At 51.4% G+C, this 15,813-nt stretch carries 12 protein-coding genes and 3 pseudogenes; 9 read left to right on the top strand and 6 right to left on the bottom strand.

What is annotated here, in order from left to right; translation table 11 throughout:
- Positions 1 to 3 precede the first annotated feature (3 nt).
- The 6 genes and pseudogenes from FDY98_RS12505 (at position 4) to FDY98_RS12480 (ending at position 6,168) form a co-directional block, all read left to right on the top strand.
- Positions 4 to 1,506 (top strand): CoA-acylating methylmalonate-semialdehyde dehydrogenase, encoded by a 1,503-nt coding sequence (locus FDY98_RS12505; protein ID WP_027959515.1) that lies wholly within the window; start codon positions 4 to 6, stop codon positions 1,504 to 1,506.
- Positions 1,507 to 1,547: 41 nt separating this feature from the next.
- Positions 1,548 to 2,237: an SDR family NAD(P)-dependent oxidoreductase gene (locus tag FDY98_RS12500; RefSeq protein ID WP_027959514.1), complete on the top strand. Its 690-nt coding sequence runs from the start codon at positions 1,548 to 1,550 to the stop codon at positions 2,235 to 2,237.
- Positions 2,238 to 2,289: 52 nt separating this feature from the next.
- Complete coding sequence (locus tag FDY98_RS12495; protein ID WP_027959513.1) at positions 2,290 to 3,324, top strand: L-idonate 5-dehydrogenase; 1,035 nt, start codon at positions 2,290 to 2,292, stop codon at positions 3,322 to 3,324.
- Positions 3,325 to 3,348: 24 nt separating this feature from the next.
- Positions 3,349 to 3,843: a TRAP transporter small permease gene (locus FDY98_RS12490; RefSeq protein ID WP_196518020.1), complete on the top strand. Its 495-nt coding sequence runs from the start codon at positions 3,349 to 3,351 to the stop codon at positions 3,841 to 3,843.
- A gap of 9 nt (positions 3,844 to 3,852) precedes the next feature.
- Positions 3,853 to 5,144, top strand: a pseudogene (locus FDY98_RS12485) (TRAP transporter large permease).
- 22 nt (positions 5,145 to 5,166) lie between these two features.
- Positions 5,167 to 6,168, top strand: a complete 1,002-nt coding sequence (locus FDY98_RS12480; RefSeq protein ID WP_027959510.1) for a TRAP transporter substrate-binding protein — start codon at positions 5,167 to 5,169, stop codon at positions 6,166 to 6,168.
- 511 nt (positions 6,169 to 6,679) lie between these two features.
- Here the strand turns inward: FDY98_RS12480 and FDY98_RS12475 are convergent.
- The 6 genes and pseudogenes from FDY98_RS12475 to FDY98_RS12450 all read right to left on the bottom strand — a co-directional run bounded on the left by FDY98_RS12475 (position 6,680) and on the right by FDY98_RS12450 (position 12,481).
- Positions 6,680 to 7,342: a nitroreductase gene (locus FDY98_RS12475; RefSeq protein WP_027959509.1), complete on the bottom strand. Its 663-nt coding sequence runs from the start codon at positions 7,340 to 7,342 to the stop codon at positions 6,680 to 6,682.
- A gap of 116 nt (positions 7,343 to 7,458) precedes the next feature.
- On the bottom strand, positions 7,459 to 7,920 hold the full coding sequence (locus tag FDY98_RS12470; RefSeq protein ID WP_027959508.1) for a MarR family winged helix-turn-helix transcriptional regulator: 462 nt from the start codon (positions 7,918 to 7,920) through the stop codon (positions 7,459 to 7,461).
- 56 nt (positions 7,921 to 7,976) lie between these two features.
- Positions 7,977 to 9,116 (bottom strand): cyclohexanecarboxyl-CoA dehydrogenase, encoded by a 1,140-nt coding sequence (gene aliB, locus FDY98_RS12465; protein ID WP_027959507.1) that lies wholly within the window; start codon positions 9,114 to 9,116, stop codon positions 7,977 to 7,979.
- Between the two features lie 72 nt (positions 9,117 to 9,188).
- Positions 9,189 to 9,974, bottom strand: a complete 786-nt coding sequence (gene badI / locus FDY98_RS12460) for a 2-ketocyclohexanecarboxyl-CoA hydrolase (protein ID WP_027959506.1) — start codon at positions 9,972 to 9,974, stop codon at positions 9,189 to 9,191.
- Positions 9,975 to 10,060: 86 nt separating this feature from the next.
- Positions 10,061 to 10,794, bottom strand: a pseudogene (locus FDY98_RS12455) (SDR family NAD(P)-dependent oxidoreductase).
- A gap of 37 nt (positions 10,795 to 10,831) precedes the next feature.
- Positions 10,832 to 12,481 (bottom strand): AMP-binding protein, encoded by a 1,650-nt coding sequence (locus FDY98_RS12450; protein ID WP_155705871.1) that lies wholly within the window; start codon positions 12,479 to 12,481, stop codon positions 10,832 to 10,834.
- Positions 12,482 to 12,950: 469 nt separating this feature from the next.
- Between FDY98_RS12450 and FDY98_RS12445 the strand changes: the two are divergent.
- The 3 genes and pseudogenes from FDY98_RS12445 (at position 12,951) to FDY98_RS12435 (ending at position 15,808) form a co-directional block, all read left to right on the top strand.
- A pseudogene (locus tag FDY98_RS12445) lies at positions 12,951 to 13,719 on the top strand (ABC transporter ATP-binding protein).
- 62 nt (positions 13,720 to 13,781) lie between these two features.
- The gene (locus FDY98_RS12440) at positions 13,782 to 14,474 is read left to right on the top strand and encodes an ABC transporter ATP-binding protein (protein ID WP_101148364.1); all 693 of its coding nucleotides are present in this window, start codon (positions 13,782 to 13,784) and stop codon (positions 14,472 to 14,474) included.
- A gap of 113 nt (positions 14,475 to 14,587) precedes the next feature.
- The gene (locus FDY98_RS12435; protein ID WP_027959501.1) at positions 14,588 to 15,808 is read left to right on the top strand and encodes an ABC transporter substrate-binding protein; all 1,221 of its coding nucleotides are present in this window, start codon (positions 14,588 to 14,590) and stop codon (positions 15,806 to 15,808) included.
- Positions 15,809 to 15,813: the final 5 nt, after the last annotated feature.

The following is a 15,813-nucleotide window of genomic DNA, read 5'->3' as shown; positions in this document are numbered from 1 at the left end:
GTCATGCGGACCCTGGGTAATTTTATCAATGGGCAGCACGTGGATAGCGCAAGTCATCGTGTAGCCGGCATTTACAACCCCGCGACCGGAGAGCAAACCCTCCAGGTGTCTCTTGCATCGGCTGAAGAAACACAACATGCCGTCAGGGTGGCCAACCAGGCTTTTCATGAATGGTCTAAGGTCACTCCGCTCAAGCGGGCTCGGATCCTGTTCAAATTCAAGGCGTTGGTCGAAGAGCATACTGATGAGCTGGCACGTCTGATTGCTAGCGAGCATGGGAAGGTATTTTCCGATGCGAAAGGTGAAGTCGTACGCGGGTTAGAAGTGGTGGAGTTTGCCTGCGGCATTCCTCATTTACAGAAGGGGGAGCACTCCACCAACGTAGGGTCGGGAGTGGATAGCTACTCCATGATGCAGCCATTAGGGGTTTGTGCCGGCATTTCACCCTTCAACTTTCCTGCCATGGTGCCCATGTGGATGTTCCCCATCGCATTGGCCTGCGGGAATACGTTCATTATGAAACCCTCGGAAAAAGACCCGTCCACTGCGCTGTGTTTGGCGGAGCTACTAAAAGAAGCCGGCTTACCGGACGGCGTATTCAATGTGGTCAACGGTGACAAGGAAGCCGTCGACGTACTGCTCACACATGAGTGTGTTCAGGCAGTTAGCTTCGTCGGTTCGACGCCCATCGCTGAGTATATCTATGCCACGGCATCCGCACACGGCAAACGAGTGCAGGCACTAGGTGGTGCCAAGAACCATATGGTGATCATGCCCGATGCCGACCTAGACCAAGCGGTAAGTGCTTTGATGGGAGCCGCTTTTGGCTCCGCTGGCGAACGTTGCATGGCGATCTCCGTCGCGGTACCGGTGGGCGATGAAACGGCTGAACGTCTACGTGAAAAACTTCTGGCGCAGCTCGATAAGCTTAGTGTTGGCCCAGGCCTGGTCGAAGGGCCCGATAACGACATGGGGCCCCTAATTACACGTGAGCATATGGAGAAGGTCATGGACTACATTCGCATCGGCCAGGAAGAAGGGGCCGAGCTGGTAGTAGACGGTCGCCAAATATCGGTCAAAGGGGGCGAGGGCGGTTACTTCATTGGTGGTTCACTCTTTGACCATGTCAAACCTGGGATGCGGATTCATAGCGAGGAGATTTTTGGGCCTGTGCTTTCTATCGCACGTGCGGCGAGTTTCGACGAGGCAGTGGCGATGATTAACGATCATGAGTATGGCAACGGTACAGCCATATTCACCCGAGATGGTGATGCGGCTCGCCAGTTCTGCGAGCAAATCCAGGTAGGTATGGTTGGCGTCAATGTGCCAATACCTGTACCCATGGCCTTCCATAGTTTCGGTGGTTGGAAGAGATCCCTATTTGGTCCTCTCCATATGCATGGTTCTGATGGTGTGCGGTTTTATACACGCATGAAAACCATCACGCAACGCTGGCCGAGCGGTATTCGAGAAGAGACCAATCACTTTACGATGCCGACTCTCTGAACCAAGCGAGGGGAAATGTATCCACCAAAGGGGTAAGGCATGTGAGCATTAAAACAGTATTGATTACAGGCGGGGCGACCGGCATCGGGTGCCAGACCGCTAAAAAGTTCAAGGAGCAGGGTTATCAGATCATCATCGCCGATATTCATCCCTGTGATGAGGAACCGGATCTGTACATCCAGGCTGACTTGACCAATCCACACGACATGAATGCCATTGTTAAACATATCGATCGGCTAGATGTGTTGGTGAATTGTGCTGGGGTTAACCTGCAAGAAAAAGAGTGGGAGCTTGCAGGGTTCGAAAAGTCTATGGCCATCAATTGCAATGCTGTTTTTGACCTGTCGACGCGCCTGATCGACTTACTCAGTGAAACGAGCGGTGCCATCATCAATATCGCCTCGATGTGGAGCTATTTTGGTTCACCCAAGTCTCCCGGTTACAGCGCAAGCAAAGGGGCCATTGTCGCCCTTACGCGGACAATGGCTGTTGCCTGGGCTGAGAAGGGTGTGCGTACTAATGCGGTGGCTCCTGGTTGGGTTAACACCAACATGACGGTAGCGGCGCGAGCGGATGCTCAACGCTTCGAGCAAATATCATCACGAATCCCAATGAAACGTTGGGCTGATGCCAAAGAAGTGGCCTCCGTGATCTACTTCCTCGCCTCAGTTGAGGCCTCCTACGTCAACGGCGCAGTCATCCCGGTAGATGGTGGTTACATGGCGGGTTGATATCGTTTGGGACTTAATAAATATAAGCGTTTCGACCAATGATGGTGCAAGCATGAAAGCATATGTTATCCACGGTCCTAAGGACTTACGTATTGATGAACGAACTGAGCGAGACCTGGCTGCCGATGAAGTTCGCTTAGGTCTGGCCTACGGCGGCATTTGTGGCTCCGACATGCACTACTATCAGGATGGAAAAGTCGGGCATTCGATTGTTAGGGACCCGATGGTGCTCGGACATGAGCTTGCAGCTCTCGTACTTGAAGTCGGCCAGGACGTTAAAGATGTCTCGGTGGATGATCGGGTTGCCATCAATCCTTCGTTGCCCTGCGGTACATGCATAATGTGCCAGCAGGGGGAAGAAAATGTCTGTTTCAACATGAAGTATCTCGGGAGTGCTGCCAAGCAACCCCATACTCATGGCGCGTTTGAAGAACGGCCAGTGGTCAAAGACCACCAGTGTGTCGTACTGCCCTCCAATGCCAACCTTAAACTGGCAGCTCTCGCTGAACCTTACGCTATCGCACTTCATGCCGCTAACTTAGGTGAAGTCGCTGGGAAACGTGTGTTGGTTACTGGTGCGGGCACTATTGGCACTCTCGCGGCAGTGGCCGCGCTGGATCAAGGCGCCAGTGAAGTCTTTGTATCAGACGTGCACCAAGCAGCATTAGAACGCGTACGTAAACTTGCCGATGTGCAAACGCTTACTGCCAAAGCAGTGGAAGAGTTCGTTGACTCTGGCGAGGATAAATTCTTTGACGTCGTGCTGGAGGCCTCTGGCGCACCGCAAGCATTCAATACGGCATTGAAGGTGCTCATTCCTAAAGGTCGGCTAATTCAAGTCGGTTTCTTGGCGCCAGCAGAGCTGGATATGAACTTGATCCTGACCAAGGAGCTAACCGTAAAGGGAGCATATCGATTCTTAAATGAATTCGAAAAAGCAGTCGAGTCTGTGCTAGCCAAACCGGAGCTTCTCGGTGCCGTATCGGCAACCTACGAATTTGGGGTTGCTGATGAAGCTTTCGAATCCTCATTGGATAAGCAAAAACATCTTAAAGTCATGATCCAAAATGAAAATTATGCTTCTTGAAGGCAACGACATGAGGTGGCTTGTATGTTGAACGTGCTTCGTTCAAGAACCTTTGAAGAGTGGCTTTCAGCGTCGCTGATGACAGTCGTCATCGTCTTGCTGGGAATTCAGGTTGTCTTGAGATTCGGTTTTGAACGTAACTTGAGCTGGCTTGAGGAAGTGTCCCGTTACTTCTTCGTGTGGGCGATTTATTTTGGTTTTGTCATCGCCGCAGAGCAGAACCGGCATATACGAGTCACGTTTCATATTTCAATGCTGCCCGAGACGCTTCAGAAAATCATACTGACCATCGCGGATACCGTCTGGTTGGTTTTCAACATCGTGCTCATTTGGCAAGGGGGTAAATTGTTTTATGAAACCATGCAGTTCCCCTACATTTCCCAGACAACGGGGATCAACTTGGCGTGGGTGCAAGTGATCGTTCCCTTGGGCATGTTATTCATTTCTGTGCGTGTCATTGGATGCATGATTTCTCGTTGGAAGAATGGTTTAGAAACCCACGACACACGCGTTGACTGAAGGTACCCTATGAGCCCCGCAATCATTCTTACCATTGGCTTTGTCGGTTTCTTGGTGCTCGGTGTGCCAGTCGCTATAGCCATGGGTATGGCAGCGATACTGAGCATGCTGCCATCCGGTATGCCGCTGTCTTATGTAGTTCAGAGTGCCTATTCTGCCGTCAATGATTTCACGATCATAGCGGTGCCGATGTTTATCTTAGCTGGCGCCTTGATGGAAAAAGGGGGGCTGACTGAACGACTTATCATTTTCTCGCGGGCACTGGTAGGGCCGGCCCCAGGTGGGCTCGCGACCGTGACGATTCTTGCTTGTACGATGTTCGCGGCTATTTCGGGATCTGGTCCAGCCACGACAGCTGCGATTGGTTCAATCATGATTCCCGCCATGATCAAGGAATATAAAGATCGGGGATTTTCAAGCGCCATAACTGCGAGCGCAGGCGGGATAGGTGTGGTTATCCCCCCTTCAATTCCCATCATTATTTATGGCATCACGTCAGAAACTTCGATTACAGCACTCTTCGTTGCCGGTGTCATCCCTGGGCTAATGCTGGCATTAGCGCTTTACCTGACGGTATTAGTTATCAGCAAGAAGCGCGGTTTTGTCGCCCAGAATACGAGTAAGCGAGACGTTTCTGAAATATGGCGCACAGCAAAAGAGGCGAAATGGTCGCTCTTTGCGCCGGTGATCATTCTGGGTGGTATTTATTTAGGCGTCTTTACCGTCACTGAAGCTTCCATAGTGGCTGTTTATTATGCGCTCTTTGTGGGTGTCTTGGTTCATAAAGCCATTAAGCTGCCTACTTTTATCGATAGTTTGACCTACACCGCGCGGGTAGCGGGAACTGTGATGCTGGTACTGGTGACAGGCCGTGTGGTGGGGCGGTTGCTTTCCATGTACCAGATTCCTCAGCAGGTGTCATCACTCATGCTATCTACCTTTAGTGATCCCATCACTCTTATCTTGGTGATAGTGGCGCTATTGATATTCGTGGGCATGTGGATGGAGACGCTAACGCAGATCATCATACTGACCCCACTTTTGTTACCTGTCGCCATCGGTATCGATATACACCCGATTCAATTTGGCATCATGTTCGTGATCGCGTGTGAAATAGGTTATTCGACGCCTCCCTTGGTGTGAATTTATTCGTAGCTAGTGAGATAGGGGAAACAACAATCGAGAAAGTAAGCTGGGCATCTTTACCGTTCATTGGCGCCGAGATGGTTGTACTCCTTCTCGTTGCTTTTGTACCCCAATTCAGCTTGGCATTGCCTGAGCTTCTGGGGCTGATTCGTTAACAACTAAAAAGAGGTATTAACCATGTCCTTTATAAAAATAATGGCTGGTGTGAGTGTATGTAGCCTGGGGCTCGCCAGCTCGGCTGTATTCAGTGCAGACTTCAACATGAGGTTGTCGCACGGCGATAACGAAAATAACCCTACCCACCACGCCGCCGTGAAGTTCCAGGAACTAGTGGAGGAATACAGCGATGGTCGTATTGAGGTAGAGATATATCCCTCGAACCAATTAGGGGATGAACAAGAAGTAGCTCAATCGATGCGTATGGGTACCATTGAGTCCGCGATCGTTTATACAGGGAACCTCGTTCCGCTGGCTCCCTCGGCCGGCGTATTGATGTTGCCTTATGCGTTTACATCCTCTGAGCAAGCATGGGCGGCTATGGATGCGCTGCAAGAGCCTCTCAACGAGCGTATTTCAAGTGAAGCTGGGGTTCGTGCTGTTGGCCTCCTTGAAAAAGGCTTCAGAGTACTGACTACAGCGGAACCAGTACGTACATTGGATGATCTTCAAGGTCAAAAAATCCGGGTCTCTCCAAACAACATTGCGATTGAAACGTTCAAAGCTTGGGGAATCGATCCAATTCCCATGGCGTGGGCGGAAGTCTTCTCAGCACTTCAGCAAGGCGTGATTGACGGCCAGGAAAACCCCTATACCACTGCTATCTCTAGCAATTTCTATGAAGTTCAGGATTACATCACAGAAATTCATTACATGATGTGGACTGGACCCTTGCTCGTAAGCGAACGTTTCTATCAAGGTTTACCGGAAGACCTACAGGAGGCAGTGGATAGAGCAGGTGTTGAAACGGCCAACTACGAGCGAGAACTCTCTGCCCAACTGACCGAAGAGGCTAAGAATGAGCTCGTAGAACTCGGTATGGAACTGCTTGGGCCACCCGAAGATGAAGCTGAGTGGCAAGAAAAAGCTAGGGCTAACTGGCCTTCATTCTACGAGGACATTGGTGGCGAAGAGTGGGCACTTGAAGCCCAGAAAATTATGGAAGAAGCCGTTAATAACTAGTGAGCTAGCCCAGCTGCGGTGCTCTGCACCGCAGCTGTTTAACAGTTCAATTAAAAACCGGATTTCCAGAAAGCTATGCTTTGTGCGGGCGCCCAGACCTGGGTTCTGACTCAGAAATTGAGTTTTTATAAATAAATATCACCTATTGTTGAAGGTAATACCGATTTTCTTACTTTTGCAGTTGCGCTCTGATTTCTTACCATTCGTAGGTTCTACGCTTATTGAGTGAATTCAAGATTCATAAGCGACTTCCCTGGAGTTATTGGTCTCATCATTCGTAACTTGGTTGTGAATCGCCCCAGGTTTCATAGACAGCCTCAAAGCTGCTTCCTTATTCCTTGTGTTACAAAAGAGCAAACACACTCAAGATAATTTGCGACCATGGCATCTAATTTATCAGTTAGTCGATAATACTCTGGAGTAAAGAAGTGCTGGGCCCTGTTGGGCATACCTAGTGAGCAATGGAATGCGACCAATCTTATTAAATTATTAAGTTAGATCAGAATAAAGTTCAGTGGAAAGTTACAAAACCACCAATATCTTCACGTTCAGTGATAAAGGCATTTTCTGGGGCATCGCTGTCTTCGTAGCCCAGTGAAATACCGCATAGTAGGAGTTGGTTTTCATCCAGCTTAAGCGCGTCGCGAATAAGCGAGTGGTACCAAGCAAAGGCAGCCTGCGGGCAGGTATGCAGCCCTTGGCCGCGAGCTGCCAGCATTACACTCTGGATAAACATGCCGCAGTCCATAAAACTTCCGGTCTCCAGACGACGGTCCATGGTGATAAAAAGACCCACGGGGGCATCAAAAAAATGGAAATTACGCCTAGCCTGGGCTTCGCGCATACCCTTATCTTCGCGGCCAATACCAAGCGTTGCATACAGTCCAAAGCCGCATCGACGACGTCGCTCTAGATAGGGTTCAAACCAGTTCTGCGGGTAGTAGTGATACTCGGGTGGATCGCTTTGGCCTTGATCAACGGCGGCTAAAAGCCGCTGGCAAAGTTGATCTTTAGCGGCACCCGCCACCACATGCACCTTCCACGGCTGGATATTACTGCCGCTGGGTGCTCGGCTAGCAACCTGCATTATATGCACAATGGTTGCGCGGTCGATCGGTGTATCTAGAAAGCGGCGCACCGATTTACGGCTGGTAATGGCAGTATCTACATGCATGTGGGCACTCCCAAAAAGAGTTGCGCGGCGCTGTACCGCTAGCATACCGCGGAGTGGAAAGGCGTTATTGGGGAACTAAGTAAGGGCAACTCTCTTCATATGACTGTAAGGCTTCTTCACTTCTCATTTGCATTTATCGCCGTATGCTCTAAATCGTGCTGAAGCTTGTTAAGGTAATGCAATAAGCTAACAGTCTCATCGAAAGAGAAGCTGCCAAGTCCATCACGGTAGAAGTCATGAATAGAGGGCTGCAAGCCCTCCCAGAAAGCTCTGCCTTGATCTGTCAGTAAAATAATACGGGCGCGCTTGTCATCTGGATGGGGGATGCGTTCAACATGCGCATCGCGCTCCAAGCGTTTTAGCACGCCGTCTAGGCTTTGTCGGCTAACCACCAGGTACTCGGTGAGTGCATTAAACGAAATGCCCTTCTCAAACCCTTTTCGAGAGAGGGCGCCCAATACTGCCCATTGTACGGTAGAGAGCCCCACCTCACTGACGGTCTGCTTTTGTAAAATGTTATTAACCTGAAAAAGGCGGAAAAAGAGTCGGTTGGCGACGCTTTTGTCGTCTTGAGTCATTCCAAGAAACTCCTATCCTAAAAGCAGCGCCATAGTGTAGAAAAACCCAGCGGGGTTTACCGAGCCACTAACTGACGCGCAATGATATTTTTCATAATTTGTGCCGTGCCATCACCTATCTGCAAGCCCAACACATCACGCATGCGTTGCGAAAAAGGTAAGTCCTCACCCCAGCCGGTGTGACCGTGCGCCAGCATACACTGCTTAATAACGTCGAAGGCTAGTTTCGGCCCCCACCATTTGTTCATAGCAGCCTCGGTGGTATGAGGCCGAACGATATCTTTTAGCCATAGGGCGTAGTAACACTGCAAACGTGCAGCATGAACATAGGTTTGATATTCAGCAAGAGGATGAGTCAACCCCTGAAAGGCCGCCAATGGCTGACCGAAAGCTTCACGCTCAGTGAGCCATAGCCACGTTTCGTCTAGCGATTGCTGAGCAACAGCCAAGCACTGTAAACCAATCAGCGCACGACTGTAGTCGAATCCCTGCATGACCTGCTTAAATCCTTGACCCTCGCTGCCTAGCATATGGTCTTCCGGCACGCGCACATTGTCGAAGAAAATCGAACCGCGGCCAATAGCCCGCTGTCCAGAATCCTCAAATCGGCTAGTAGTAATACCTTCCAGTCCCATAGGTACCAAGAAAGCGCTGATGCCATTGGCGCGTTGCTCTTGAGTACCGGTACGAGCAAAGACAACCGCTACATCGGCCTGATCTGCCATGGAGATAGAGGTTTTTTCGCCGTTGAGAACGAAGTGGTCACCTTGGCGGTTGGCTCTCAACTTGAGGTTGGCAGCATCTGAGCCACCATGAGGCTCAGTGAGCGCAATACAGCAGACCTTGCGCCCGGCGGTGATAGCGGTAAGCCACTCGCGGGCAAGCTCTGGTTGCGCATGGCTAGCGATGATTTGGCCGTTGAGGGAAGCCAGCAGCGGAAGGTAGCCGACATTGAAATCACCGCGAGCAATCTCTTCGACGATCACGCCGCTGGTTACGCAGTCCAGTCCACTGCCGCCATACTCTTCAGGTAGTTCACCACCCAGGCAGCCCATCTCGCCTAACTGTTCGATGATCTCGCGCTCAATACAGGCATCCGTTTCTCGCTGCCGATAGCGAGGCACTAGCCTGTCGGCCGAAAACCTGGCCACGCTTTCGCGGATAGCGTCTTGTTGTTCGGTAAAGGCAAAATTCATGATCATCTCCTTGCACATGCTGAAGCCATGGCCCCTCAAGGCGACGGCGCCTATCTCCATGCCTTAATGGCATCATTTGTTGTAGTATTTGCGGAATTCAGGTTTGCGTTTTTCCTTAAACGCGGCGACGCCTTCTTGAGACTCCTCTGTGTCGTAATAAAGGCTCAGTGCCTGCATACCCAAGCCTCCAATCCCCGCGATGTTCTCGCTGTCTGCATTAAAGGAGCGCTTGGCGATGGAAAGGGCGGTGGGGCTCTTTTCAAGGATTTCATCGCACCATTTGCGCACTTCTTCGTCGAGTTGTTCTGGTGGTACTACAGCATTAACCAAACCCCAATCCAGCGCCTGCTTGGCGCTATACTTGCGGCACAGATACCAGATCTCCCGAGCGCGCTTCTCACCGATGACGCGTGATAGATAAGCGGTACCGAAGCCGGGATCTACTGATCCTACTTTAGGTCCCACTTGGCCAAAAATGGCGGTCTCGGAGGCGATGGAGAGGTCGCAGACAACATGCAGAACATGGCCGCCGCCGATGGCAAACCCATTGACACGGGCAATAACCGGCTTGGGTACTTGTCGAATCAGTGTCTGTAACTCTTCAACGGGCAGACCAATAATTCCACGGCCATCGTACTGACCCTCATGCGCGCCTTGATCACCACCGGTGCAGAACGCTTTGTCGCCTGCGCCAGTAAGCACGATTACGCCGATTGACTTGTCCCACCCCGCTCGGTTGAAGGCGTCGAGTAACTCCATGCAGGTTTGGCCACGAAAGGCGTTGTAGCGGTCAGCTCGGTTGATGGTAATGGTGGCAACACCATCGGTGACGTCATAGAGGATGTCTTCGTAACTCATGTTGAACTCCTGGAAAAAGGCAAATAGAGGCAGCTGCGGTTAGCCCGCCATGGTAAGACCACCGGATACACTGATCACTTGGCCAGTTATGAAACTAGCCTCGTCACTGGCGAGTAGAGTGATGATGCCGGGTAGTCTTCGGGCTGGCCAATGCGACGCATGGGTACCGCATTGCGGAAAGCTTCAAGCAGTTTTTCAGGATCCCGAGCGGTGTCCGCAACACCTTTAAGCAGTGCGGTGTCGGTAGGTCCGGGGCAGACCACATTGAAGGTGATGTTCTTGCTGGCGAGCTCGCGTGCCAGCGTTTTACTCAGCCCAACTAGACCTGCCTTACAGGCGGCGTAGACAGCTTCGCCTGAAGACCCGACACGTGCAGCGTCAGAGGCGATATTGATCACACGGCCGCCACCCCCTCTACCATCTTAGGCATACATACCACATGGTGCATGTTGAGAGCACCTGTCAGATTGACGGCAATTAGGGACTCCCACATCGCAGGCTCGGTCTTGAGGAATGGCATAAAGCGGTCGAAGCCAGCGTTGTTAACCAACACTGTGGGTGTGCCTAAGTCTTGCTCAATACATGCCACCGTGGTGACGATGGCGTCGTAATCAGTGATATCGGCGCCATAAGCCTTTGCATGACCATGGCTGGTTTCGATTGCGTTAACGGTCGCTTGAGCCGCCTGTTCGTCACGGTCAAGTACCGCCACCTTGGCGCCATGTTCTGCGAAACGCTTACATACGGCTCGCCCAATGCCACCTCCGCCGCCGGTTACAATAACGGTTCTACTTTCAATCCTTTCATACTGTCTCTCCAATTGAGATCGAGGAAATATGGGGCTCGGATGAGCGAGATCAGATTCCCTTAGGAGCGTTGGTTGCCTGCTCGCGCAGTTTGAATTTTTGGATCTTGCCGGAGGGGGTTCGTGGTAGTTCGTCAACCACCTCCAGGAACTCTGGGTAGTATTGGCGGGTCATCTTGCGTTCGCTGAGAAAAGCACACACCTCTTCCAGGGTCAGTAAGTCCACGCCATCCTTGAGTGTCACGTAAGCCACCAGACGCTCACCAAGACGCTCGTCTGGTTTACCTACCAAGGCCAGCGTTTGAATTTTCGGGTGTTGATATAGTGTGTTCTCGATGTCGACGATGGGATGTTTTTCACCGCCGCGGATGACAACGTCCTTGGAGCGACCAGTAATACGTACGTAACCCTGGTCGTTGAGACGCGCAAGATCTCCCGTAGCAAACCAGCCTTCGTCATCAACTCCATAGAGTTCCGGTTGCTTAAAGTAGCCAACGAATAGACTGGCACCACGTACATATAAGAGGCCTTCCTGCCCAGGGGGGAGCGGGTTGTCCTCAATATCGGTGACTTTGAGCTCCATGTAAGGAAGCGGCACCCCATCGGTATGTATTGCGAGCGCTGGAGCATCATCAGGCAAGGTCGTGGTCACTGCGCCGTTTTCAGTCATGCCCCAAGCAGACAGAATCCGGGTGGGCAGGTTCTTAGCTGCTTTTTCTACCAGCGGGCTTGGAATCGGCGCACCGGCACATAGGAAAAGCTTCAGCGATTGCAAATCCGGGCCGTGTTTCAGAGCGTATTCAGCAATATCGGCAAGGAAGGGAGTCGAGCCAAGCATCAGGCTAGGCTGCTCGGTGGCAATGATTCTGACCGCTTCTTCAGGTAACCAAGTGTCCTGAAGCACTACTGTAGCTTTGAGGTAAATAGGCAGCAGAAGGCCATAGAGAAAGCCCAACTGGTGTGCCAGTGGGGAGGGCATGAAGACCGTATCGTCTTCACCCAGAGCAAGTCGCGAAGCGAAGGGGCGTATATGGCTCATTAATGTATTAGAGGTATGCATCACGCCCTTGGGCTTACCGGTGGTGCCTGACGTATAGAGCACTTGTACCACGTCATCACCGGACAAACGGCGGGCCGCGAATAGGGCTTCTGTATCAACTTCGTTTTCCCAGGCGCGTTCCAGCAGTACCTTGTCAAAGCTATCTTCTTCACTACCTATTACCAGTACATGCTTTAAGGTCGGCAGCGATTTCTGTAAGTCATGCGCCATGGTGGCATGATCGAAGTTGCGGAATATTTTGGGAACAACCAACACTTTGCTTTCGGCCATGCTAAGCATGAACCTTAATTCGTGTTCGCGGAAAATAGGCATCAGTGGATTGAGTACAGCGCCAATGCGAACACAAGCTACGTGCAAGGCTGTCATTTGCCACCAGTTAGAAAGTTGGCAGGAGACAATGTCGCCTTTCTCTACTCCCAAGCCAGCAAGGCCCGCTGCCATGCGGGTGACTTGCCCATTTAGTTCTCGATAGCTGAGCGCAGTACGGCTTCCGTCAGCCATTCGATAGGTAATGATGGCCGTTTTTTCCCCCTTAGAGGCCACGGCCTTGTCCAGATAGTCGGCAATGGTCATGTCATTCCATGCGCCTAGCGCCACCATCGCCTCTCTTCTCGCGGGCGTCATATTGGTATGAATAGCCATGCAACCTCCTGAAAAATTGTTGTTATTTGCTTGTTCTGGATTTTAATTGGCCCCGCTGTCCCCGGGCGTCTTGGAATAAAGTTAGGCCACGATGAAAACTATGTCAATACGTTGTCTTTTATTTTATTTAAGAACAAGACTATCCCCATAGTCACGATATATGCTGGCAGAAATCGAGACAACGCATTGTCATTTATTGTCGATAGCAAGCTGTTAAGCGTTAATGGCGATATTGAAAGGTGTCAATCATCAAAAGCAGTCGTCTAACGTGATGTGGTGTCGGTCAGTCAACGTCAATACAGAGGTGTTTGCATCATCTACTTGTCATTAAATATCTTTTAATACATTAATTACGAGGATTAAAAGGGATTTATAAAAATTTATATGTATACATGTTGACATAAATTGATATAACTCTAGACTCATTCAACAACCCTGACGAATTTCCAATAATCACAAAGGGGGCGTGATGAGCAGCGCAATTCTTGAAGTACGCGATCTAACAAGCAGTTCCGTGGTTTCACTGCCGTGGACAATATTGAACTGCACGTAGAGGAAGGGCATATCCACGCCTTGATTGGCCCCAACGGGGCCGGCAAGACGACCGTCTTCAACCTGCTTACGAAGTTCCTGCCGCCCACTCGAGGCGAGATTCTCTACCGCGGTAAGCCGATCACCGGCATGAAGGCTAACGAAATTGCCTGCTTGGGCCTGGTGCGTTCCTTTCAAATATCTGCGGTGTTCGCGCATATGACGGCGCTTGAGAACGTGCGCGTAGCGCTGCAACGCAAGTTAGGTACCTCTTTCCACTTTTGGAAATCCGAGAAGAGTCTTGATCACCTCAACGAGCGAGCCCTTGAGCTGCTTGATGAAGTCGGTCTGCGTGAGTATGCCAACGTGCTTACTGTGGAAATGCCCTATGGCCGCAAACGGGCGTTGAAATAGCTACCACATTGGCATTGGAGCCTACGGTAATGCTTCTCGACGAGCCTACCCAAGGCATGGGCGCTGAGGACGTTGACCGTATTGTTGAGCTGATTCGTCGCGTGGCTAAGGGCCGCACGGTGCTGATGGTAGAGCACAACCTCAGTGTGGTTAGCCGACTGTGCGACCGTATCACAGTGTTGGCCCGTGGAGCGGTGCTGGCCGAAGGGAACTACCAAGAGGTCTCGCACAACCCACAGGTGCGCGAAGCCTATATGGGCAGTGAAACAGAAGAAGAAGGGGGTAAGGCATGAGCCTGTTAGCTGCAACGCCCAAGGATATCGCCCGACGAAACCAAGGCCACAACAGCACCGAGATGCTTCGGGTCAGCGACTTGCACGCTTTCTATGGCGAATCTCACATTCTCCATGGCGTTAATTTCGACGTAAAGCGAGGCGAACTGGTCACCCTGCTAGGTCGTAACGGCGCCGGGCGCAGTACTACCCTTAAAGCAATCATGAACATGGTGGGGCGACGTACTGGCTCAATTGTGATCAGTGGTAACGAAACCCTTGATATGAAGCCCCACCGCATCCCGCGATTGGGTCTCGGCTATTGCCCCGAGGAACGTGGCATTTTTGCAAGCCTTGATGTCGAGGAGAACCTAATGTTGCCGCCTACAGTGCGCTCTGGCGGCATGTCTCTCGACGAGATCTATTCGATGTTTCCGAACCTTTACGAGCGTCGCCGCAGCCAAGGCACTCGGCTTTCTGGCGGCGAGCAACAGATGCTGGCTATGGCACGCATTCTGCGCACCGGGGCGAGGATGTTGTTGCTCGACGAAATTACTGAAGGGCTGGCGCCCGTCATCGTCCAGGCTTTGGCCGAAGTACTGATCAAACTTAAGGAGCGGGGAATGACCATCGTGCTGGTAGAGCAGAATTTTCGCTTCGCAGCACCGTTGGCCGACCGCCACTTCGTGATGGAACACGGGCGAATCATTGAGGAGATCAAAGCCGCCGAGTTGTCCTCGCGGCGCGATCATCTCAATACATTGCTGGGTGTCTAAATATTGCTGACTAGCTTGGTTCAAACGCGTTGCTTAATCACGCGTGGATGTACGTTGGCAAAAACGATTAGTAACAACAACAAACGCCTCATGCCGAGGCAAAGGAGACACAAATGACCTTTAATAAGAATACTCTCACCACCGCCGTTGCCTTAGCAGCCACGGCTGTTCTGGCAAGTTCAGCCCATGCAGACATTAGCGATGAAAAAGTCGTTATTGGCTACATGGATGACATGAACGGTCCGTATAGCGATTTAGCTGGTCCCGCTGGCCTTACCGCTATCGAGATGGCGATTGAAGATTTCGGCGGCTCGGTGAATGGTAAAGCTATTGAGCTCATCAGCGCCGATCATCGCAATGATGCTGCTGTTGGCTCGAATCTAGCTAGGGAATGGATGGATGAAGAATCCGTCGACATGATTACCGGTCTGAATGCATCATCAGTGGCCATCGCGGTTTCCAAGCTTGTAGAACAGCACAATAAATTTGCCATGGTAACCACGGCAGCTGCAGACAGTATTACTGGCGAACACTGTACCCCCAACCATGTTCACTGGGTCTATGACACTTTTGCCGTGTCAGATGCTGCGGCCAGGGCCATTGTGGAGCAGGGGGGTGAAACATGGTTCATGATGAGTTCCGACTACGCCTTCGGCCACGCCATGGAGGCTGCTGTGGAACAAGCCGTAGTAGAAAGTGGCGGCACAATTGCGGGAAAAATTCGCCATCCTTTTCCTACCGATGACTTCTCTTCCTATATTCTCCAGGCCCAGGCTTCAGGGGCACAGATCATCGGTTTAGGAAGTGCAGGTTCAGACCTGAGAAACGCAATCTCAACCGCTTATCAATTCGGAGTGCCTCAGAGCGGCCAAACGCTGGCGAGTCTTATGGTTTTCATCACCGACATGAAGTCGGTGGGGCTGGATGTCGCCCAGGGAACCCAGTTTGTAACCGGCTGGTACTGGGATATGGACGATGAGTCACGCGAATGGGCCGAGCGCTTCTACGAGCGCGTGGGGAGCATGCCAACCATGGTGCAGGCGGGCAACTACTCTGCTGTCACCAATTACCTAAAAGCCATTGAGAACACGGACAGCGATGATCCTGCTGATGTTCGTACCTACCTCATGGAGAATCCCATCGAAGACTTTTTCTCACGCAATGGACGTCTGCGCGAAGATGGTCGCATGGTACACGATATGTTCTTGGCTAAAGTAAAGTCGCCCGCCGACTCATCCGGTGAGTGGGATCTATTCGAAATTATCACCACTATTCCAGCAGAAGAGGCCTTCCGTCCACTCGAAGAGAGCCAGTGTGAGTTGGTTAATAATTGAGTAGA

The sequence above is a fragment of the Halomonas sp. PA16-9 genome (assembly GCF_009728585.1).
GTDB lineage: Bacteria > Pseudomonadota > Gammaproteobacteria > Pseudomonadales > Halomonadaceae > Vreelandella > Vreelandella titanicae.
Note: the sequence above shows the minus strand (reverse complement) of the source record. Positions and strands in the feature narration are given on the sequence as shown.

Bases quoted from the DNA above. Each gene is read 5' to 3' on its own strand.
- badI (WP_027959506.1), bottom strand. From the start codon at position 9,974: ATGAGTTACGAAGACATCCTCTATGACGTCACCGATGGTGTTGCCACC.
- FDY98_RS12480 (WP_027959510.1), top strand. From the start codon at position 5,167: ATGTCCTTTATAAAAATAATGGCTGGTGTGAGTGTATGTAGCCTGGGG.
- FDY98_RS12450 (WP_155705871.1), bottom strand. From the start codon at position 12,481: ATGGCTATTCATACCAATATGACGCCCGCGAGAAGAGAGGCGATGGTG.
- FDY98_RS12475 (WP_027959509.1), bottom strand. From the start codon at position 7,342: ATGCATGTAGATACTGCCATTACCAGCCGTAAATCGGTGCGCCGCTTT.
- FDY98_RS12470 (WP_027959508.1), bottom strand. From the start codon at position 7,920: ATGACTCAAGACGACAAAAGCGTCGCCAACCGACTCTTTTTCCGCCTT.
- aliB (WP_027959507.1), bottom strand. From the start codon at position 9,116: ATGAATTTTGCCTTTACCGAACAACAAGACGCTATCCGCGAAAGCGTG.
- FDY98_RS12435 (WP_027959501.1), top strand. From the start codon at position 14,588: ATGACCTTTAATAAGAATACTCTCACCACCGCCGTTGCCTTAGCAGCC.
- FDY98_RS12490 (WP_196518020.1), top strand. From the start codon at position 3,349: ATGTTGAACGTGCTTCGTTCAAGAACCTTTGAAGAGTGGCTTTCAGCG.
- FDY98_RS12440 (WP_101148364.1), top strand. From the start codon at position 13,782: ATGCTTCGGGTCAGCGACTTGCACGCTTTCTATGGCGAATCTCACATT.
- FDY98_RS12505 (WP_027959515.1), top strand. From the start codon at position 4: ATGCGGACCCTGGGTAATTTTATCAATGGGCAGCACGTGGATAGCGCA.
- FDY98_RS12495 (WP_027959513.1), top strand. From the start codon at position 2,290: ATGAAAGCATATGTTATCCACGGTCCTAAGGACTTACGTATTGATGAA.